The 19,834-nt window shown below is 40.0% G+C and carries 20 protein-coding genes; all 20 read right to left on the bottom strand.

Going from position 1 to position 19,834, the window contains the following annotated elements; genetic code table 11:
• Positions 1 to 125: 125 nt before the first annotated feature.
• Entirely contained in the window at positions 126 to 1,580 is a 1,455-nt protein-coding gene (locus PaeCFBP13512_RS09790) for a nicotinate phosphoribosyltransferase (protein WP_069327311.1), read from the bottom strand.
• Between the two features lie 91 nt (positions 1,581 to 1,671).
• A complete protein-coding gene (locus tag PaeCFBP13512_RS09785) occupies positions 1,672 to 2,214 on the bottom strand; it encodes a cysteine hydrolase family protein (protein ID WP_137222757.1) in 543 nt (180 codons plus the stop codon).
• 48 nt (positions 2,215 to 2,262) lie between these two features.
• Entirely contained in the window at positions 2,263 to 3,036 is a 774-nt protein-coding gene (locus PaeCFBP13512_RS09780) for an NUDIX domain-containing protein (protein WP_175425157.1), read from the bottom strand.
• Between the two features lie 71 nt (positions 3,037 to 3,107).
• Positions 3,108 to 3,506 carry a PaaI family thioesterase gene (locus tag PaeCFBP13512_RS09775; protein ID WP_069327314.1) on the bottom strand — a complete coding sequence of 133 codons (399 nt, stop codon included), beginning with the start codon at positions 3,504 to 3,506 and terminating at the stop codon, positions 3,108 to 3,110.
• Between the two features lie 28 nt (positions 3,507 to 3,534).
• A complete protein-coding gene (locus tag PaeCFBP13512_RS09770) occupies positions 3,535 to 4,575 on the bottom strand; it encodes a GNAT family N-acetyltransferase (protein WP_161594247.1) in 1,041 nt (346 codons plus the stop codon).
• A 132-nt stretch (positions 4,576 to 4,707) separates the two neighbouring features.
• Positions 4,708 to 5,169, bottom strand: coding sequence for a RicAFT regulatory complex protein RicA family protein (locus tag PaeCFBP13512_RS09765; protein WP_137222753.1), 462 nt, complete (start codon positions 5,167 to 5,169; stop codon positions 4,708 to 4,710).
• Positions 5,170 to 5,200: 31 nt separating this feature from the next.
• Complete coding sequence (gene miaB, locus PaeCFBP13512_RS09760) at positions 5,201 to 6,751, bottom strand: tRNA (N6-isopentenyl adenosine(37)-C2)-methylthiotransferase MiaB (protein WP_069327316.1); 1,551 nt, start codon at positions 6,749 to 6,751, stop codon at positions 5,201 to 5,203.
• 170 nt (positions 6,752 to 6,921) lie between these two features.
• On the bottom strand, positions 6,922 to 7,659 hold the full coding sequence (locus PaeCFBP13512_RS09755; RefSeq protein WP_241669338.1) for a L,D-transpeptidase family protein: 738 nt from the start codon (positions 7,657 to 7,659) through the stop codon (positions 6,922 to 6,924).
• Positions 7,660 to 7,771: 112 nt separating this feature from the next.
• Positions 7,772 to 8,344: a phosphate propanoyltransferase gene (gene pduL / locus PaeCFBP13512_RS09750; protein WP_069327317.1), complete on the bottom strand. Its 573-nt coding sequence runs from the start codon at positions 8,342 to 8,344 to the stop codon at positions 7,772 to 7,774.
• Between the two features lie 278 nt (positions 8,345 to 8,622).
• Positions 8,623 to 8,883, bottom strand: a complete 261-nt coding sequence (locus PaeCFBP13512_RS09745; protein WP_017813748.1) for a stage V sporulation protein S — start codon at positions 8,881 to 8,883, stop codon at positions 8,623 to 8,625.
• 157 nt (positions 8,884 to 9,040) lie between these two features.
• Entirely contained in the window at positions 9,041 to 9,835 is a 795-nt protein-coding gene (locus PaeCFBP13512_RS09740; protein WP_153226900.1) for a TIGR00282 family metallophosphoesterase, read from the bottom strand.
• A gap of 65 nt (positions 9,836 to 9,900) precedes the next feature.
• The gene (rny, locus tag PaeCFBP13512_RS09735; RefSeq protein ID WP_069327318.1) at positions 9,901 to 11,442 is read right to left on the bottom strand and encodes a ribonuclease Y; all 1,542 of its coding nucleotides are present in this window, start codon (positions 11,440 to 11,442) and stop codon (positions 9,901 to 9,903) included.
• A 367-nt stretch (positions 11,443 to 11,809) separates the two neighbouring features.
• A complete protein-coding gene (locus PaeCFBP13512_RS09730; protein ID WP_137222751.1) occupies positions 11,810 to 12,577 on the bottom strand; it encodes a regulatory protein RecX in 768 nt (255 codons plus the stop codon).
• A gap of 144 nt (positions 12,578 to 12,721) precedes the next feature.
• Positions 12,722 to 13,789 (bottom strand): recombinase RecA, encoded by a 1,068-nt coding sequence (gene recA / locus PaeCFBP13512_RS09725; RefSeq protein ID WP_069327319.1) that lies wholly within the window; start codon positions 13,787 to 13,789, stop codon positions 12,722 to 12,724.
• 316 nt (positions 13,790 to 14,105) lie between these two features.
• Positions 14,106 to 15,377: a competence/damage-inducible protein A gene (locus tag PaeCFBP13512_RS09720; protein WP_069327320.1), complete on the bottom strand. Its 1,272-nt coding sequence runs from the start codon at positions 15,375 to 15,377 to the stop codon at positions 14,106 to 14,108.
• A 170-nt stretch (positions 15,378 to 15,547) separates the two neighbouring features.
• Complete coding sequence (gene pgsA / locus PaeCFBP13512_RS09715; RefSeq protein WP_069327321.1) at positions 15,548 to 16,135, bottom strand: CDP-diacylglycerol--glycerol-3-phosphate 3-phosphatidyltransferase; 588 nt, start codon at positions 16,133 to 16,135, stop codon at positions 15,548 to 15,550.
• 128 nt (positions 16,136 to 16,263) lie between these two features.
• Positions 16,264 to 16,752, bottom strand: coding sequence for a YajQ family cyclic di-GMP-binding protein (locus PaeCFBP13512_RS09710; RefSeq protein ID WP_069327322.1), 489 nt, complete (start codon positions 16,750 to 16,752; stop codon positions 16,264 to 16,266).
• A gap of 128 nt (positions 16,753 to 16,880) precedes the next feature.
• Positions 16,881 to 17,939 carry a helix-turn-helix domain-containing protein gene (locus tag PaeCFBP13512_RS09705; protein WP_069327323.1) on the bottom strand — a complete coding sequence of 353 codons (1,059 nt, stop codon included), beginning with the start codon at positions 17,937 to 17,939 and terminating at the stop codon, positions 16,881 to 16,883.
• A gap of 37 nt (positions 17,940 to 17,976) precedes the next feature.
• Entirely contained in the window at positions 17,977 to 18,744 is a 768-nt protein-coding gene (locus PaeCFBP13512_RS09700) for a DUF3388 domain-containing protein (RefSeq protein ID WP_069327324.1), read from the bottom strand.
• Between the two features lie 322 nt (positions 18,745 to 19,066).
• Positions 19,067 to 19,795: an elongation factor P 5-aminopentanone reductase gene (gene ymfI / locus PaeCFBP13512_RS09695; RefSeq protein ID WP_137222926.1), complete on the bottom strand. Its 729-nt coding sequence runs from the start codon at positions 19,793 to 19,795 to the stop codon at positions 19,067 to 19,069.
• Positions 19,796 to 19,834: the final 39 nt, after the last annotated feature.

Genomic DNA, 19,834 nt, shown 5'->3' with positions numbered 1-19,834 from the left:
TAAGGATTCCTTCAAAGCCTGACAGCGATAAATGCTACATTCTATTCACTGTACTCTCTTACGTAATATAACCAAAAAACCCACCTTTATAAAAAAGGCAGGTTCAGATTCTGGTTTAGTACTGATTAAAGTTCTTCTTCCGGTAAATATTGTGCAATCAATTTCTGCTTCATTTCCCAAGCTTTGACGCTCACATTTACACGATAAATCTCAGGATTTAATTTACGCAAATATTCTGGCCAGAATTCATCCAGTTGACTCACATGATACGCACGAATCTCTTCCAAATTAGGCATCGTATAGACTTGCTTACCTTCGATAAAAATAGGTTCCAACATAGGAACCGCTTTATAGTCAGATACATATTTACGAATATAAGGATGCGCTGGATTAAACAATTTAAGACGTTTGCCTTCAAGCGGCTCTTTTTCATCTGGGAAACAGATATAGTCCGCAATAGCTTTACCATTGGTTGGATTGATAATGCGGTATACTTCTTTCGTTCCCGGTGTCGATACTTTTTCGGGATTAGCCGAGATTTTGATTGTAGGTACCATTTCGCCATCAATCTCGCACTCGACTAATTTGTATACGCCACCCAAAGAAGGTTGATCTGATGCTGTGATTAACTGTGTTCCTACGCCCCATGTATCAATTCGTGCCCCTTGCGCTTTTAGATCCAAGATTGTATTTTCATCGAGATCGTTAGAAGCAACGATTTTGACGTAAGATAATCCTGCATCATCTAACATTTTGCGAGCTTGAATCGACAAATATGCAAGGTCACCACTATCCAGACGAATAGCAATCATCTTTTTGCCACGAGCTTCTAAGTCTTTGGCGGTCTTAATCGCATGAGGTACACCGCTACCTAACGTATCAAATGTATCGACTAGCAAAGTGACTCCATCTGGCATCGCATTCGCATAACGATCAAAAGCTTCTTGTTCATTACCGAAACTTTGTACCCAAGCATGAGCATGTGTACCTTTGGTAGGAATACCGAATCTAGCCCCTGCTAACATATTTGAAGTCGCATGGAAGCCTGCGATATAAGCCGCTCTAGCTCCCCAGATCGCCGCATCGGCTTCTTGAGCACGTCTTGTACCAAACTCTAGCAATGTATCCGTACCGCCCACCTGCTTGATCCGTGAAGCTTTGGTGGCAATTAGCGTCTGATAGTTCATAAAGTTAAGCAAAGCTGTTTCTACCAACTGTGCTTCAATAATCGAACCTTCCACACGAATCAATGGCTCATCTGCAAAAACAACGGCTCCTTCTTTCATCGAAAACAAATTGCCATGAAAACGGAACTGACGCAATTCTTCTAAAAACTTCGCGTCATAGTTCTCTTCCTGTTCTGCCAGATAAGCAATATCTTCTTCTCGAAAACTCAAGTTGGTTATATAATTCACAATCCGTTCCAGACCTGCAAAGACAGCATATCCGTTACCGAAAGGAAGTCTGCGGAAATAAGCTTCAAATACTGCTTTCTTATGATGTGTACCGTTAATCCAATGAGCATACATCATATTGATCTGATACTTATCTGTATGTAAAGCCAGTCCCATTTCGTTCATCACCATGTCACCTCTTCATTGTTGATCATGCTAAAGCAATTCTGCTTGCACGTCTTTCTGCTGCACAAGCAGAATTGTGAATCATTGCACATTAATAACTATGAATAAGTTGTGCACCTATACTTTTCTCAAAATGATCGATTGCCCATACATGACCTTGTGCATTAAAGCTTGCTATTGCATCGGTATGAATCACTAATTTGAACCCTTTATTGTAAGCATCTACAGCTGTATGCAGGACACAGATATCGGTACATACGCCAATGAGATGCAATTCAGTTATTCCACGTTCACGCAATTTCAATTCAAGATCGGTTCCTGCAAACGCGCTGTATCTCGTTTTATCCATCCAGACGATCTGCTGTTGATGTTCTGCATAGACTTCACTTAACCGACCATACAATTCTCGTCCAGCTGTACCACGAATATTATGTGGTGGAAAAAGAGCGGTCTCTGGATGGTACGCATCATTCGGTTCATGCATATCAACAGCCATCACTACATAATCATGAGTACTAACAAATTTCTCTGTCAATTCAACGATACGCTGTTCAATATCGATTGCAGGTTGTCCTACAGGTAAAGCACCATCTACAAAGTCACGAGTATAATCGATCACAATAAGAGCTTTCATGATATAGACCTCCAGATATTGAAATACAAACAATCATTCAGCATATCCTTACGAATAAATCGAAAGACGAGGTACAAGACCTGTAAAACGATACAATTGTGCTGGGCGTTGAGAGTACTGATTCGAACTTAGTAAGTTCCCCTCTTCATCATGCACCTCTTCAATGATACCTTTACGGCTACGTGTTGAAGTGATTTTGCGAATAAAGTTCGGTTCTTCAAAGTCAGGTACAACCGCTTTGATTACCTGATACAATTCGCTTAACGTAAATTCAGGCGGCAAAAACTTTTTGGCAATCACTGTACTAAGCATCTGTTCTTGAATTCGCATATACGCATCACGAATAATATCATGATGATCAAATCCAAGTTCTAGCTTTTCCAATGCTTCTTCAATCGTAAATAGACCGACTTCTTCCGCATCATCAGCAGCTTGCCGTTTTTCCAACACCTGTTCTTCTACTAAAGCAAAAAACGCATGCGATATAATCCAACCACGAGGATCACGCCCGGGCTCACTATAGACACCCAAATACTCAAGATGGCGACCGTCGACTCCTGTCTCTTCTTTGAGTTCACGCTGTGCGGCTTCAAATAAAGACTCATCATCGCGTGAAAATCCACCAGGCAAAGCCCATTTTCCGGCAAAAGGCCATGAGCGACGACGAATCAACATTACTTTCAGTTCACGCAAAGGTAATGTTTTGGTAAACGTCTTCCGCTCTTTTTTGGTCAAAGTAAACATGACAATATCGGCGGGTGCGCCATCGGGCGTACGATACTTTTTGACATCATACGAATGCTGTTTGCTGTTATCCGTCATCGTTATCACCACTGTTCATTTTATCTTTTTGATAATATCATTATGAATGATTCTCTAAGGCAGGTCAATCTTTATTTGCGAGTTGCGATAAATGTAGCTGTCGAGATAGCGCCTACAACGCCTTGTTCGTTAGAAACTTCCGCTTGTAAAGTTACTGTTCTTCCTGAAAGATGAAGAATTCTAGCTGTTGCGAATAATTCTCCTTCTTTCATCGACTCTACAAAATGCGTATTCATATTTGTTGTAACACAAGGTTGCCCATCTTGAATCGCCATCGACAACATCCCCATCACCTGATCCATCATCGACATCTGCACACCACCATGCACAATATGCATATGATTAAGATGTTGTGGAGTCGCCGTGAGTCCAATCGTAATATAATCTTGCTCACTTGCGATTAGACGGCACCCCAATAATCCCCAATATAGTTGTTCGCTTTTTTTTAATATTTCATCCCAATGTGTCAAAAAATGCTCCTCCTGTTCAAAACGGTTGTTACAATAACAATCCCATTTGTATCAAATCTACATACTGATGTTCAACCACTAATGCGTTTTTTTGAATCCCTTCGATACGAAAACCTAATGAACGATATAAATGTAAAGCGCGTTCATTACTGCCTTGTACATTCAATTCAAGACGATGTAAATGCCGATCTTGCGCCCAATGAATCATGGTCTGAAATAATCGTCGTCCAATCCCACGATTAGCATACTCTTGAAGTACACCTACAACAATATATACACTATGACGATTACGTGCAACTTTGCCACCAATCGCTTCCAAATATCCAATAATCTGACCTTCGTACTCAGCTAGAAAAATATTAGAATTGGCACTACGCAGTGCATAGCGAATCATCTCTCGTTGTTCGGCTTCATTCAGATTCCGTTCTCCTGGTTCAAGCAGCATAAATGTAGTCTGTTCATCTAATTTCTGCTTCATCCGAACCAAAGCCCCTGAATCTTTCATCTGTGCAATACGTACAGACACTAACATTGCTAGATAAGGTTCTTTGGTATAGGGATATACAGAAGACAGAGAGTTAGAATCTGCCCATGTTTTTTGTAAAATCACTTGATCACGGCAGACAATTCCATTTTCGATAATCGGTTGCTGGTAATGTCTTATAAAATGATCATGCTCGATTCGTATCATGCGAAAACCATGTTTTTGATAAAAAGCAAGTGCTCCTAGACTCGAATTACCTGTAGCCACAGTAACCACTTGAGCTTTGTACTGTTTTAACTGCTGTAATACTTCATCTAGTAATTTGCTACCAATCCCTTGTCTCTCATAATCTACTTCTACCGCAATGTTCATAATTTCCCATTCTTGTGCTGCACGTTGAAGCACTCCACAGACGCCTACGATATGATTCGCTATTTCTGCGGTCCACCAACGACAATAGGCTTTGTAGTGTTCTATAGCTTCTAGATCAGGATCAGCAAGCATTAACAAGGTAATCGGTATACTTTCGTGATTGGATTGAGCACGGATTAACACAGAATCATAACTATAATTAGAAGATTCCATGACCATTCACTTCTTTCTGCATGTAGAATCAAGAGCAATGAGTGATTGTTAACAATGACTATCCACTACAACGAAAAAAGATATCGGAATACAAAAAGACGCGGCTATAGGCTCCGCGTCTTTGAATTTGTTCTAGTCATTGCAGGACGATGGAGGTGAATCCTTACCGCTCTCTACATTAATTTTCTCAGAAACGGTATCATGGATAACGGAAATAACCATTTGTAACATATCGTTAATTTCGACCTGACTTTCTTGATAATCCGATACTAAAGGAATATCATCCAGTTCTTGTTGTAACGCTGTTAATTCGCCTTCAATTCGAGCAATCATTTTTTCGTTTTTCATCGATTCAAAAGCAACCACTTCTTTTTGCTTTTTTTTGATGGTACGAATTAACTCTTCGATCCGTGGATGAGTTTGAATCATTTTTTCTGCTCTTTTGAAATGATCCACTTCTTCACTTTCCGAGATCAATGCAGCTAATTGTTTTGTTTTTTCCATAATATCTTCACGAATAAAAAGACCCTGTGTATTCAATTCAAGTGGTGCTCCGCCTGTCGTTGATTCAACATTGCGATCATGATGCTCCATCGACAATCCTCCGTTCACGTTCCAAATTTAATTAATAAGCTATAACCGGTTCTGGAACCAGCTCGCCTTTGATATAGAATGTTTTATAATCGGTAATTTGTACATGCACGAATTGACCGATCATATCTGCTGAACCTTCGAAATGTACCAGTTTGTTAGAACGTGTGCGTCCTGCAAGCACAGTAGCATTATTTTTACTTTCACCTTCAACCAATACTTCAACGACTTGACCTAAGAATTTCTCACTACCGATCAAGCTATAATCTTTAATTGTTTTGTTCAAGCGTTGCAAACGTTCTTTTTTCACTTCCATCGGTACATTGTCTTCCATCACTGCAGCGGGTGTACCTTCACGTGGTGAATAGATAAAGGTAAATGCTGAATCGAATCCTACTTCACGCACAAGTGATAATGTTTCTTCGAATTGCTCATCAGTCTCCCCGGGGAACCCTACAATAATATCTGTAGTCAGCACCGCATGAGGAATCGCTGTTTTGATTCTACCCACCAAGTCTAGATACAACTCGCGTGTATATTTACGACTCATTTTCTTGAGCACTGCACTGCTACCTGATTGCACAGGCAAATGAATATGTTCGACTAGATTGCCACCTTTAGCCAGTACTTCGATCAAGCGATCATCAAAATCTCTTGGATGCGATGTTGTAAAGCGAACACGCGGAATATCAATTTTAGAGATATCATCCATTAGATCGCCAAATGTATAATTCATACCTGTCAAATCTTTGCCATAAGCATTTACATTTTGACCCAGTAGTGTAATTTCTTTAAATCCTTGACGTGCTAATTCACGCACCTCAGCAATAACATCTTGCGGAAGACGACTGCGTTCTTTACCACGTGTAAAAGGCACAATGCAATACGTACAGAATTTATCGCATCCATACATAATATTTACCCAACCACGCATACCCTGCCGCTTTTTCGGTAAATTTTCGACGATGTCTCCTTCTTTGGACCAGACTTCGACGACCATTTCTTTACTGAATAGCGATTCTTGGATCAAATAAGGCAGACGGTGAATATTATGTGTACCGAAGATCATATCTACAAATCCATGCTTTTGCATAATACGGTTAACGACGCCTTCTTCTTGCGACATACATCCGCATACACCGAGTAACAAGCCCGGGTTTTCTAGTTTCAATGTTTTGAGATGACCCAATTCACCGAATACACGATCTTCTGCATTTTCACGAATAGCACATGTATTTAACAAAATAATATCTGCTTCTTCTCGGCTTTCAGTCGCTTGATAGCCCATTTGTTCTAGCATGCCTTTAATAGTCTCCGAATCATGCTCATTCATCTGACAACCAAATGTATAGACTAGATAATGCTTACCAATTCCGATCATACGCATGTCTTCTGGTATGCTTTCTTCGTACACGACTTGAACATCTTGTTTACCACGTTTCTTTTCTTCACGTTGATTCGGTTCAGATATAATATGGATTTCCCGACCTCGGATACGAATTTTTTTGCCAGTTTCATCTTCTGAAATCACTTTAGCATCCGAAAAATCAAAATACTTGGAATAATCCTTAATTTCTTTTGACATGCTGCCACTCCCCACTGTAAGCATCATTCTAAAGTTCTGTATGCCTCTTCCAACATCTCAAAAAAGCATTACTGCTAATTATATCATGCTTACTCTATTATAAAAAGCTGTCAAATTATACCTCATCCACCCGTATAACAGCTAATATTCTTAACTAGTTAACCATACATTTAGCGAGCACTGACTGTACCGATCCGAATCTTAGGAGACTTCGCAGGATCGATCGCTTGTAACACTTTTAATAGATTGGCTTCAGATAAAGCAATACAGCCATCGGTAGGTCGATTCGATGCTCGCCAGATATGCATAAAGATCGCACTGCCTTTGCCTTTAATAATTGGATCGGTATTGTAATTCACAACCATACCGTATTTATACAGCGGATTATCCATTCTTTCATAGGATGCCCAGTGTTGATTGGGGTTGCCTGATTCAGTCACCTTTTGATTATAGTCATTAGAACTAACATCATCGACCCAGTAATCTTGAGAAGTATGAGGTTGATAATTCACTTTCAGACCTGTAGGCTTGGACGCTGTGCCAAAAGCAGTTCCTAATGAATAGGTGCCTAGAGGTGTTTTGCCATCGCCTTCTTTAATTTTGCCTACTCCGTTTTTCCCTAGAACTACGGGTAAAGCAGCGATTTGCAGTTTCCAGTTTCCATTTTGCTTATTGTATATCTGAAGTGTGCCTTTGAATGTCTTCTTATTTGCAGCTGTGACTAGAATAACTTGTTCTGTATGCAATTGATCGAATTTGTGAAAAAGTGCTTGCTGATGCGCATTTTGTTCATCTGTTAAGGTATTAGACGCGGCTATACTCATTGATGTTGTCGTATTTACCATTGCACTTAGCGTATAGAGTAACATCCCTAACGATACCCATTTGAGCACACTCCTTAATCGCATCTATTTCCCTCCATTACACGCTATATTTTAATAAGGAATGTATCATAAAAAAGCATAACAAAAAAGCCTATTTCAAAAGAGCGAAATAGGCTTGCTGTATAAAAAGATATGATTAATCGATAATTTCAGCAGTGTCGCCAGTAGCAGCACCGGAAGCATTGGCTTCATCTGTATCGATATGCATGTCTAATGCGAAAGAATCAGATACACGTGCAATGACGTTTTCTAGAACAAGACCACGTTCACCAGACAAGCGAACTTTCAACAACTCTTGATCTTTAATTCCCCATTTTGCTGCATCAGAAGTATGGAAATGAATATGACGTGCAGCTACAATCACGCCTTCTTCGATTTGAACTTCACCCGCAGGTCCTTTAAGAAGTACACCCGGTGTACCATCAATTTTACCAGATTCACGTACTGGAGCTTTTACACCAATAGCAAAAGAATCTGTGCGAGAGATTTCCAATTGTGTTGCTGGACGAGCAGGTCCTAAAATACGAACTTTTTCAAAACTTCCTTTGCTACCTACAACAGCAACAGTTTCATTAGCAGCAAATTGTCCAGGTTGGGACAACGCTTTAAATTCTGTTAATTGGTATCCTTCACCAAATAATACTTCAATGTGTTCTTGAGTTAGATGAATATGACGTGCAGACACGCCTACAGGTACAGTTTTACTCATGTGATCACTCACTCCTTCGATATTCTCTATTTCATTTGCACTTTGTAACAAAACGCACATACTCGTACATTTGCAAAATGCATGCTACTTTATTATACATCTTTTATATCAAAAATGAAAAGCAACTCAGCAAAAAGACCTCCAAGCTTAACCAACAAGCTTACAGGTCCCAAGTATCCAAACGAATTGCTACTTTTACCTATCATCTCTGTTGCAAGATTTACACTCTATAATAGGATCATTATAGGCATCCACTTACGTTCAGGATAGCAGCATTATTATCTAGGTTCTACAATCAACTTCATGGCGGTTCTGTCTTCTCCATCAATCACAATGTCCGTAAAGGCTGGAATACAAATCAGGTCAACTCCACTTGGTGCTACGAATCCCCGGGCAATAGCGACTGCTTTGATTGCTTGATTCAGTGCACCTGCTCCAATTGCTTGAAGTTCAGCAGCACCTCTTTCACGCAATACACCTGCCAATGCTCCTGCTACAGAATTCGGGTTGGATTTTGCTGAAACTTTTAATACTTCCATGATAAGTACCTCCCCTGGGAATGAATGATGGCTTGATTCCATGATTAGTAGATAATATTCGACAACATTCTTTTGGTTCCTGCTGCATAAAATCAAAAATCAATGATATTTCACATAAAATTTATAAAGATTTTAAACACTCTGCTGGGACTTGAAACTATTCCATATGCCATTCGTCTTCATACATACGAATCTTTTCAATCTTTTTCGCTCTGCCTGTCTGATCGTCTATATCCACATACACAGCATGAAAATGCCATTTGCCTTCACACACTTGGAAACGAGCGGGCAACTGTGTCTGGAATTTATACAATACCGCATCACGCTGCATACCGAGTACACCTTCGTATGAACCTACCATACCTGTATCGGTCAAATAAGCTGTTCCGCCAGGTAGCAAGGTGTCATCATTACTTTGGACATGAGTGTGTGTACCAACGACCATAGAAGCTCTACCATCCAAATGCCATCCCATCGCAATCTTTTCTGAAGTGGCTTCTGCATGGAAATCAACTAATACACAATTCACTTTCCCTTTCAATTCATCCATAATCTCATCGACTTTGCGAAAAGGACAATCGATCGCTGGTAGAAATGTACGACCTTGTAGATTCACGATACCTAGCTGCTTACCGCCGGCTTTGATAATCGTATATCCACGTCCAGGCGTATCTGGAGGAAAGTTAGCGGGACGAATCATACGGGGTTCATCATCTATAAATTCAAAAATCTCTTTGTTGTCCCATGTATGGTTACCCATCGTTATACCATGTACACCCATTTCAAAAAGTTGACGAGCAATTCCTCGCGTAATGCCCCGACCTGAAGCTGAGTTTTCGGCATTAGCTATGATGATGTCCGGGGTATACTTTGATTTTAACCGAGGTAGCGTCTCTTTAATCGCTTTACGACCTGTACTTCCAACAATATCTCCAATAAATATAACTTTAATGATAATTCCTCCGTCCACGAAGAGAAAAAGTGACCTGATTGCCAGGTCACTTTTCGCATCGTTCTTTATTTTGCGTAATCGACTGCTCTCGTTTCACGAATAACAGTAACTTTAATATGTCCTGGATAATCCAGTTCATTTTCGATCATCTTCGTAATATCACGTGCCAAGCGGAAACTATCTGCATCATCTACTTTATCCGGTTGAACCATAACGCGAATTTCACGTCCGGCTTGAATAGCATATGATTTCTCTACGCCTTCAAAGGATTCAGAGATTTCTTCTAGTTTCTCCAGACGACGGATGTACGTTTCTAATGTTTCACGACGTGCACCTGGTCTTGCGGCAGACAATGCATCTGCTGCGCCAACAAGCATCGCAATAATAGAAGTCGCTTCCGTATCGCCGTGGTGAGACGCGATACTGTTAATTACAACTGGATGTTCTTTGTATTTCTTAGCCAACTCTACGCCAATCTCTACATGAGAACCTTCCACTTCGTGATCGAGTGCTTTACCGATATCATGCAGTAATCCTGCGCGTTTCGCTAAAGTGATATCTTGACCCAATTCGGAAGCCATCAAACCTGTAAGGTAAGCCACTTCCATGGAATGTTTGAGTACGTTTTGACCGTAACTGGTACGGAATTTGAGACGTCCCAAAATCTTGATAAGATCTGGATGAAGTCCATGTACGCCAACTTCAAATGTAGACTGCTCACCGTATTCACGGATACGCTCATCCACTTCACGACGTGCTTTATCCACCATTTCTTCAATTCTTGCAGGATGTATACGTCCATCTGCTACCAATTTTTCAAGAGCGGTACGGGCAATTTCACGGCGAATCGGATCGAATCCAGAAAGGATAACAGCTTCCGGTGTATCATCGATAATTAAATCGATACCTGTAAGTGTCTCCAATGCACGAATATTACGACCTTCACGACCGATAATTCTGCCTTTCATTTCTTCATTAGGCAAGGTGACAACAGAGACGGTAGTCTCGGCTACATGATCCGCAGCACAACGTTGAATAGCAAGAGTAATAATCTCGCGAGAACGTTTGTCTGCTTCATTTTTCGCCTGTTGTTCAATATCCTTGATCATTTGTGATGTTTCGTGGCGAACTTCCTGCTCCACGTTGCTCAAAATGATACCTCGAGCATCTTCCATAGACAGATTAGAAATTCGTTCGAGTTCCGCAACCTGACTGGTGTGAAGTTGTTCGATTTGTTGCTGAGTCTCTTCAATACGTTTCTCTTTGTTAGCCACTTGTTCTTCTTTGCGTTCTAGTGATTCAATTTTTTTATCCAGCGACTCTTCCTTCTGCAACAATCGTCTTTCCAGGCGTTGATTTTCATTACGACGCTCACGAATGTCTTTTTCAGCTTCAGTTCTGAGTTTGTGCACTTCGTCTTTTGCTTCCAGAACTGTTTCTTTTTTCTGTGCTTCTGCTTCTTTCTTCGCACTTTCTACGATTTGGATAGCAGCTTGTTCAGCACTAGAAATTTTAGCTTCTGCAAGAGACTTGCGAATAAAATATCCGACCAAGAACCCAAAGAATAATGCGGCAACAACGAGAATTGTGGTCCAGAGAACTTCCATTCTGTTCACCTCCTCGCTGATTCCTCCAAGGTATTCCCTGGGAATTACATGTTCATTTGGTTAATCGATGATTCGTCCCTTATACATTTGTTCCATTGCTCATGCGGGTACATGTGCTAATTCCCTTTTCATAGGGAGATCAAACATTCTAAAATTCTTCAGAAATGTCTTGCTACAGAATTCATTACCCACTTCATCTAATCACCTGCCGGGAAAAGATGACGTAAAAATGACAATCTGCACAAGTACATTTTATTATTTGCCAAAAGACATTGTCAAGCAATTGCAGTAACCGTATTTAACGATGTCAAGTTTGTTACCCTAAATGACGCGGTTATTCGGTTTTATTATATTTGGATTTTAGTGGTTATTCCCAATCATCTTCTGGCTTTTGTTGAACAGCATCTAGGGCTTTCCTTACAATATCCGAAGAATATCCTCTTCTCATTAAAAAAGCCATTGTTTTTCTTTTTTTATCAAAAACTTCTCCCGAAGTCGATTTCCATTTTTTTTCTGCTAGTATTGTAGCACTTGCGATTTCATCATTAGGATCGATCTCTTCCAAAGCTTGCTCTATATTTTCTTTGTTTACACCTTTTTGGCGTAATTCTTGTCTAATCCATACTTTACCTTTTTTCTGGCTGTTCACTCTTTGTTTGGCCCACTGTTGAGCATATAACTCATCATCGATTAATTTCTCTTGTTGCAATCGTACAAGAGTCGTCTCAATGATCTCAGGATGGATTTCTTTTTCTTTAAGCTTGCGGGCAATTTCTGTTCGAGTGCGTGCTTTGCGACTCAAATAATTCAGTGCTTCTGCATAAGCCGTTTGACGTTCATTGGCGATCACAATATTTTCTAGTTCTTCTTTAGAAAAGTACATGCCTTTTAACAGCCGATACTTGATCATAACATCTTCATGCACCATAAGGTTCAACTCACCGAAGGTTAACTTATAATGATGCCTAGGCTTACGTAGAGGGGTTACAGCCGTAATCTCTACTTCACCCTCATCAGGGAACCCATCTAGACGCTCTCCTTCATCTGCATAGATATCCCATTCTTCATCAGCCTCAGGTTCAGATGTAGTATTAGTATTGGACGGTTTTTTAGCATAACGACGATAATCAGCCATAATTGTTTCCTTTCGTCTATCTATATTTTAAATCAGTGTATAGTGATCAGATGAATCTTTTATGAAATATAAATAAAAAAGCGCCCTGAACGTATTTCACGTCCTGGGCGCTACAGGATTTAAGCATATATCATCTTAAAGTGATTATTCAGTTGCTTTAGAGAATAATTCTTGCTCTTCAAGACTTTCTTTTTCTTTTTCTTCAGCTGATGGTTCTTCAACCACTGTTGTTAAATTGCTAGATACACGAATTTTTTGTTCAATGATATCTGCAATGTGTGGATTTTCTTTCAAAAACTGCTTAGAGTTCTCGCGACCTTGACCCATACGCTCACCTTCGTAAGAGTACCAAGCACCACTTTTGTTAACAATATCGTGTTCTACACCAATATCGATCAAGCTACCTTCTTTGGAGATACCTTCTCCGTACATGATATCCACTTCAGCTTGTTTGAATGGAGGAGCCACTTTGTTTTTAACAACTTTGATACGTGTACGGTTACCGACAACATCGTTACCGTTTTTGATTGCTTCAATACGACGCACGTCTAGACGTACAGTAGAGTAGAATTTAAGTGCACGACCACCAGGAGTTGTCTCAGGGTTACCAAACATAACGCCAACTTTTTCACGAAGCTGATTGATAAAGATCGTGATTGTTTTGGATTTGCTGATTGCACCAGACAATTTACGCAATGCTTGAGACATCAAACGTGCTTGCAAACCAACGTGAGAGTCACCCATTTCGCCTTCGATCTCTGCTTTTGGTACCAATGCTGCTACAGAATCGATAACGATAATATCTACAGCGCCACTACGTACAAGAGCTTCCGCAATCTCTAGACCTTGCTCACCTGTATCTGGTTGAGATAATAATAGCTCATCGATATTAACACCCAAGTTTTTAGCATATTGAGGATCCAAAGCATGCTCTGCATCGATAAATGCTGCTTGTCCTCCAGCTTTTTGAACTTCAGCAATAGCATGAAGTGCTACTGTTGTTTTACCTGAAGATTCTGGTCCGTATATTTCGATAATACGTCCTCTTGGCATACCGCCTGTTCCCAAAGCAATATCTAAAGCAATAGATCCACTAGGAATAACTTCAACTTGCATATGAGTGGATTCTCCAAGTTTCATAACCGAACCTTTACCAAATTGCTTCTCTATTTGACGAAGCGCCATATCTAACGCTGCACGACGATCTGACAATAAACTCACGTCCCTCTTCTTCTTATTTATACTCTAATTATACTACTTTTTTTCTCATTTGCCAAGCTTTTTTCGAACATATATTCGTCTTTTTGGTATTAAATCATTACTTAATTACATTTATTGGTAATAAATAATGATTTCAAATAGATGCATGTATTGCTTGATTTTGGGTCTATAAACATAAAAAAACCGCAACAAATAAATTTGCTGCGGTTCTTCCGTCTACGGTTATTTTAGCATAACAGACGTAGGAATTGCAATAAGCTTCATGGGCTCTTGTACGTCTGATGCAGGTTGTTTTATTTAAAATGTACTATTTTACAGATTCCTTCTGAAGTTCACTTAAACGAAGCCACAAACGGTACAGGATACTTTTGGCAGCCCGAACACGGATCGATTCACGATTACCACGGATATTCAATTCAAATACCTGTGTAGGTTGATTGCGTTCTGCTAGCCCTACATATACCAAACCTACAGGTTTGCGTTCTGAAGAACCTGGACCCGCTACACCGGTAATCGATACAGCAAAGTCTGTATCTAATGTTTTTCTAGCTTCATCTGCCAGAACTTCTGCTACTTCTGGGCTAACTGCTCCTGGAGCATTCTCGCCTTCTAGTAACTCATGAGGGACATTTAGCATTTTTTCTTTCATTTCATTGGAATAGCAGACGACTCCACCCATAAATACATTTCCGCTTCCCGGAATAAGAGTTAGATTTTGCATCAGTAGACCACCTGTGCAACTTTCTGCTGCAGTTAGGGTTAACTTCATACCTGTCATCATTAATAAAATTTGTTCTTCTATACTTATATTTTGATCAGCATACATATGATTAGGCAAACGATCACGAATCTGAGCTTCCATATTTTTCAGCTTGGTCATCGCTTCTTTTTCTGTAGCTGCTTTGGTGGTCAGACGAATAGTCACTTCTGCTTCTTTGGCATAAGGTGCAATCGTAGGATCACTCTGAGCACTGATCAGATCAATTAATGCATCTTCAAGAGCAGATTCACCAATACCTGCAAATTTAAGCATTTTTGAATAAATAGGATGTTCATCTGTGAGCACATGCTCAAGAAGCCAAGGTTTCGCTTCATTTTCAAACATCGGTTGTAATTCTTTGGGAGGTCCTGGTAGAACGATATAATATTTCTCTTTATCTTCAATCGCAATCCCTACAGCTAATCCTGTAGAATTAGCAAGCACATGACTGTTTTCAATCACAAGAGCTTGGCGACGATTATTTTCAGTCATTGTAATGTCTCTGCCTTCAAAAAAGCTAGCGACTTTCTCCATAGAAGCTGGATCAATATAGATTGATCTTCCTAAAACTTCAGCCAATGCATCTTTGGTCAGATCATCTTGAGTGGGTCCAATTCCGCCCGAAAATAAAATAACATCTGCGCGACTGCTTGCAAGTTCAATCGCTTGTTTGAGTCGATTTAAGTTATCTCCTACTACAGTCTGATAATAAACATCTATTCCCATATAGGATAATTGTTGAGATAAATATCTGGCATTCGTATTAGTGATCTGACCTAGTAATAGCTCTGTACCTACTGCGATAATTTCTGCTTTCATTACAAGTGCCTCCTTATTATTAGGGTTGCTCTGTGATGTAAATGCTTCGAAATGAATACAAAGTACTGTGACTATGGCAAAAGTAAGCGGCAATAGAGAAAACCCTATCGCCGCTTACACTATATTACTTGTTATATCACCTATTTTCTGATGAACAGAAACAGGTTATTTTAACTGGAAAAATGAAGTAACGATTTATTTTTGACAAAATAATCAATACCGGAATAGATTGTGATTAGTGTAGCTGCCCAGATCATAATCTCCGCAAATGGAATACCTAGTAAAGCAAATGGGAAATTATTAATCATCAAAGCAGAGATCGCTATAATTTGTGTAATCGTTTTGGCTTTGCCCCAATTACTAGCTGCAACGACTTTGCCATCCAATAATGCGATTTGACGAAGTCCTGTTACTGCAAATTCACGGCTAATGATAATCACAACCATCCATGCTTCACATTTACCAAGAGCCACCAATGAGATCAATGCCGCAGATACCAATAATTTATCAGCCAAAGGATCAAGTAACTTCCCTAGATTGGTGACTAAATTACGACTACGTGCAATATGTCCATCAATGCCATCTGTACTTGCTGCAATAATAAAGATCAAAGCCGCAATAAGATCGTTGTAACTAACCTCAAAAGATGCTCCAATTTTTAAAAGCCCTTCTCCAAACGAAAAATTAACGAGCAGGAACAACATCATCACCGGTACTAAGAAAATACGGGTAAGCGTTATGCGGTTAGGTAAATTCATTGTGTATCCTCCTTACTGCATCTATTTTCAACAGCGAACCAATGATATGTAATTGCTCCCGCCTGCATCTTTTGTTTCATCTTTTTACTGCCTCCATCAATTCGATCACAACCATGGTGATACCTGATTTATTTCATATTCGTGAATTGAAGATCCACAGTAAGGTCTGCTTTGCGAAGCAATTGGATTACTGCTTGCAAATCATCTCTATTCTTTCCGGTAACCCGAATCTGATCGCCTTGAATCTGACTTTTCACTTTCAATTTTGCATCACGGATTAACGTATTGATTTTTTTGGAGTTTTCTTGATCAATACCTTGTTTTAATTTGAGTCGTTGACGAACCGTTCCCATCGACGCAGACTCTATTGTTCCATAGTCTATATTTTTGATAGGCAATCCTCTTTTGAGCATTTTGGATTGCAAAATATCAATCAAAGCACCTAACTTATAATCATCATCAGAAACCACAACTAATGTTTCCTTTTCTAACGTTAGAGTACTTTTACTTCCTTTAAAATCAAAACGACTTGCTAATTCTTTCTCTGTTTGCGTAATCGCATTTGTCATCTCTTGCATATCCATTTTCGAGACAATATCGAATGAACTCTCTGCCATGTGATTTCCCCCTTTTAGGTAAAATTATAGAATATATGTTGTTACAAGTCTAATGGCACAAAAAGGACATCCTTAATCTGCTGTCTAATGGCAGCTTGAAGGTATGTCCTTTTTTGTGTGACTAACCATTAATTTCCGCTTGTCTCTGTAGTCGTCGATTCATCTGTTGTCGCATCTGTAGAAGAATCTGTCGATGTACCCGTAGAATCCGTAGTTTCTGTAGCCGGAGCTTCTTTCACTAATTTCAAAACAATACGTGAAGTTGCTTTACCATCTGTGATCGGTTGTCCATTGATTGTAATATCGGTAGCTGGAGAATTACCAGACTTGATATATAATCCTGTATCCGCTAGATCGTAAGAAAGGTCTTGTCCACTTTCCGTATTATTGAAAAATAAACGTTCTCCGCTAGAATCTGCTGATTTGTATACTTCAAGCCAACTTTGACCCGTTGCTTTGATACTTACTTTAAGCGGTGTCGTACCTGTGTAATTCACATTAAAAATAGTGTTTCTGCCTTCTTTACCTGCTTGTGTAATCACAGGTTGAGAAGCTGTATCTGTAGTCGTTGTAGGATCTGTAGCTTCTTCATCCGTACCCGTTGCTTCAGGTGTAGATTGTTCTTGATCTGTACCTGCTCCAGTCGGTGGTGTTGTCGTTGTACTTTCTGGAGTTGTTGTTGGCGTTGTTGTTTCCGGTTTAGTTGTTGCCGGTGGTGTCGTGGTCGTTGGTTGTGTTGTCTCTTGTTGTTGACCTTTGTTATTTGTTGCCACTTCAGGAGCACCGTTATCTGTACGCACTACGAAAATGTAGACCAATACGACGATCAATAATGGGAATATCCACATCAATGTTGTTGATAACCATTTACCGCTTCGTCCTGATCCTGAAGATGTTCTTCTTGCCGCTCGCCTTTGTTGCACTACCGGTTCCATCACTGCTTCTGTTTCGGTCTCTGGAACATCGTCTTGATGCTCTTGTAACAACTCGTCCGCACTAAGACCTACCGCTTCCGCATACGTTTTAATAAATGCACGTACATAAAAACTGCCTGGAAGTACTTTAAAATCTCCTGCTTCAATAGCTTCCAAATAGCGTTTACGTATTTTGGTCATTTCTTGCACATCATCAAGTGATAAACCTTTCGCAAGGCGGGCATCCCTTAACTGCCGACCTAGATCTGACATACTATTACCTCCTGGTTATAATGTTTTTGACTTTTTTTTATATATCATCCGCATAACTTTCCGTGAATGTATCATAGACGATCTCTTCTCCCGGATTGTTGCGCAATTCAATAATAATGTTGAAATCACTGTACTCATAATCAGATTCCCGCACAAAAATATCGGGATGTTCGATCACTTTGGTACTTGGCATCGCCATGATATCTTGAAGCAATTGGTGATGACGTTCATTGGAACGAATCGTACTCACAATCCCATCGATAATAAAGATGTTGTTTGGATTGTTCTCCTCTTCAGATAATTGACTACGTACCGTTTGTCTAAGCAAAGTCGAAGATACAAATGTCCACCGTTTCATCGCACATACGCTACCTGCGATAATCGACTCTGTTTTGCCGACACGTGGCATTCCACGTAAACCGATAATCTGATTGCCTTCACGCTTAAATATTTCACCAAGGAAATCAACCAGCAAACCCAGTTCATCTCTTGTAAAACGGAATGTCTTCTTATCATCCGAATCACGCTCAATATAACGTCCATGACGTACAGCTAGAATATCAACAAGCTTGGGTTGACGCAAAGCCGTCACTGTAATATTGCTCACTTTAGCGAGCATATCGCCAAGCAAACGAATCTTCTCATCATCATCTGTCTCTAATAGCATACCACGGGTCTTACCCTCTACACCATTAATGGTCAAAATGTTAACATTCAGCATACCCAATAAAGACGCCACATCTCCCAATAGACCAGGACGATTTTTATGTATCCTGTACTCCAAATACCACTGTTTTAGTTCCACGTTCACCTCTAACCTTTCTATCGCATGAATACTTTATAGCTCGAATCCTATGTCGATGGATCAAACATTTATTTTTATAACGGTGCTACTATATAGTCATCAAAGCAGATAGTCTGTACGAACTCCGACCCTTTTCTGCTGTTCAATGCAAAGTCATTAACACGTTAATGATATATAAAATAAAATAGAAAGGCAAGAAGCAGACAGTAACAACTTCGTCATCACTGAAACTACACGATTATATCATGATATGAATAGGAGCTTCTATATCTAAATATAGAAGCTCCTTCATCGTATTAAACATCTTACGTCCTTAACAACCTCAAGTCAAAAATCCACCATTTGGGCTGACCACTTGCCCCGTCATATATCCCGATTCAGGCAACGCCAAAAAGTAAACCATCGAAGCAATTTCATCTGGTTCAGCAATTCGTCCTGCTGGAATCTCTTCTTCCAACGATTCAATTTCCGAAGGTTCCAGATGAGCAATCATCTCTGTACGCACTACACCCGGCGCGATAGCATTCACAGTCACACCAGAGGGCGCTAGCTCTTTGGCTAACGCTTTGGTAAAAGCATTGATTCCACCTTTACTTGCTGAATACAACACTTCACAAGAAGCGCCTGTAATCCCCCAGATACTCGACACATTAATAATGCGTCCATACCGTTGATGGATCATATGCGGCATAAAGGCTTGAGTACAAAGAAAAACGCTTTTGAGATTGGTAGCAATCACATCATCGAAATCTTGTTCTGTCATATCAGCCAACATTCCGTAATGAGCGATACCTGCATTATTTACCAGAATATCAGGCAACATGTCATGCTGTTCCAACTTCTCACGCATCCGCTTAATCTGTTCCATACTGCGTAAATCTGCTGCAATAGTCAGTACTTTCACACCGTAATCCAGACAGACACGAGCTACATCATTCGCTTCTTCATGCGAACTGCGATAGTGAACAGCGACATTCATTCCAGCCATCGCAAACCGTTTGGCTGTTGCAGCCCCTATGCCTTTACTTGCGCCTGTAACCAAGACCGTCATTTGTGAAAAAGGCTTGCTACTTGCTGCTACAGATGGGGG

The organism is Paenibacillus sp. CFBP13512 (genome assembly GCF_005233705.1).
Taxonomy (GTDB): domain Bacteria; phylum Bacillota; class Bacilli; order Paenibacillales; family Paenibacillaceae; genus Saccharibacillus; species Saccharibacillus nuruki.
This window is presented reverse-complemented; position numbering and strand designations above follow the sequence as displayed.

Bases quoted from the DNA above. Each gene is read 5' to 3' on its own strand.
- PaeCFBP13512_RS09790 (WP_069327311.1), bottom strand. From the start codon at position 1,580: ATGAACGAAATGGGACTGGCTTTACATACAGATAAGTATCAGATCAAT.
- PaeCFBP13512_RS09785 (WP_137222757.1), bottom strand. From the start codon at position 2,214: ATGAAAGCTCTTATTGTGATCGATTATACTCGTGACTTTGTAGATGGT.
- PaeCFBP13512_RS09780 (WP_175425157.1), bottom strand. From the start codon at position 3,036: ATGACGGATAACAGCAAACAGCATTCGTATGATGTCAAAAAGTATCGT.
- PaeCFBP13512_RS09770 (WP_161594247.1), bottom strand. From the start codon at position 4,575: ATGGAATCTTCTAATTATAGTTATGATTCTGTGTTAATCCGTGCTCAA.
- PaeCFBP13512_RS09765 (WP_137222753.1), bottom strand. From the start codon at position 5,169: ATGGAGCATCATGATCGCAATGTTGAATCAACGACAGGCGGAGCACCA.
- miaB (WP_069327316.1), bottom strand. From the start codon at position 6,751: ATGTCAAAAGAAATTAAGGATTATTCCAAGTATTTTGATTTTTCGGAT.
- PaeCFBP13512_RS09755 (WP_241669338.1), bottom strand. From the start codon at position 7,659: ATGCGATTAAGGAGTGTGCTCAAATGGGTATCGTTAGGGATGTTACTC.
- pduL (WP_069327317.1), bottom strand. From the start codon at position 8,344: ATGAGTAAAACTGTACCTGTAGGCGTGTCTGCACGTCATATTCATCTA.
- PaeCFBP13512_RS09745 (WP_017813748.1), bottom strand. From the start codon at position 8,883: ATGGAAGTATTAAAAGTTTCAGCAAAATCCAACCCGAATTCTGTAGCA.
- rny (WP_069327318.1), bottom strand. From the start codon at position 11,442: ATGGAAGTTCTCTGGACCACAATTCTCGTTGTTGCCGCATTATTCTTT.
- PaeCFBP13512_RS09730 (WP_137222751.1), bottom strand. From the start codon at position 12,577: ATGGCTGATTATCGTCGTTATGCTAAAAAACCGTCCAATACTAATACT.
- PaeCFBP13512_RS09720 (WP_069327320.1), bottom strand. From the start codon at position 15,377: ATGAAAGCAGAAATTATCGCAGTAGGTACAGAGCTATTACTAGGTCAG.
- pgsA (WP_069327321.1), bottom strand. From the start codon at position 16,135: ATGAATTTACCTAACCGCATAACGCTTACCCGTATTTTCTTAGTACCG.
- PaeCFBP13512_RS09710 (WP_069327322.1), bottom strand. From the start codon at position 16,752: ATGGCAGAGAGTTCATTCGATATTGTCTCGAAAATGGATATGCAAGAG.
- PaeCFBP13512_RS09705 (WP_069327323.1), bottom strand. From the start codon at position 17,939: ATGTCAGATCTAGGTCGGCAGTTAAGGGATGCCCGCCTTGCGAAAGGT.
- ymfI (WP_137222926.1), bottom strand. From the start codon at position 19,795: ATGACGGTCTTGGTTACAGGCGCAAGTAAAGGCATAGGGGCTGCAACA.